The sequence below is a fragment of the Paracerasibacillus soli genome (assembly GCF_042432965.1).
Classification (GTDB): Bacteria; Bacillota; Bacilli; order Bacillales; family Amphibacillaceae; genus Paracerasibacillus; species Paracerasibacillus soli.
Genome location: NZ_JBHLWL010000041.1, coordinates 1 through 612, shown reverse-complemented (window position 1 = coordinate 612; position 612 = coordinate 1). Strand labels below are relative to the sequence as shown.

The following is a 612-nucleotide window of genomic DNA, read 5'->3' as shown; positions in this document are numbered from 1 at the left end:
TTTTTAGTTTAGGTAATTTGATATGACCATCCAACAACTGAATATTACCGTTTACAAGATTTGTTGTATAGCTTTGCTTGTGTCGTTTACTTTTGAATTTCGGGAACTTGGCATTCCTTTTGAAGAATGCTTTATATGCTTTATCCAAGTTTAGTTGTGCGTTCGCTAGCGCTAATGAATCTACTTCCTTTAGCCACTCATAATCCTTTTTATATTTGGCAGGAGTAGGGTGCTTCACCTTTTTTAAGGCATCTTTATCATCTTTTAATAACTCATAAGTCCCTTTTCGTTCAGCTAACATCTTATTGTAGACAAAACGAACACATCCGAAAGTTTTGCGTATAATCAAAGCCTGTTCATTTGTGGGATATAACCTGAACTTGTACGCTTTATTTTGTTTAGCCATATCAAATCACCTCACTTTATCCCTTGACTTTCAATATATTTTTTCACCACCTCAATAGGTGAACCACCAGTCGTCAACAAACAAAAACTTCTTGACCAAAACATTTCCTTCCATAACTTTTTTCGGACTTGAGGAAAATCCTTCTTGATAAGTCTTGAACTGGCACTTTTATAGGCATTGATGAATTTCGATAATTCACTGTTGGG

General features: G+C 35.1%; 2 protein-coding genes. Both read right to left on the bottom strand.

The annotated features are described in order from the left end of the window. On the bottom strand, positions 1 to 406 hold a 406-nt coding region (locus ACFFIS_RS12775; protein ID WP_390187905.1), incomplete at its 3' end, for a helix-turn-helix domain-containing protein. Between the two features lie 11 nt (positions 407 to 417). Beyond that, positions 418 to 612, bottom strand: a 195-nt coding sequence (gene tnpA, locus ACFFIS_RS12770) for an IS200/IS605 family transposase (protein ID WP_390187063.1), incomplete at its 5' end; no start/stop codon positions are given.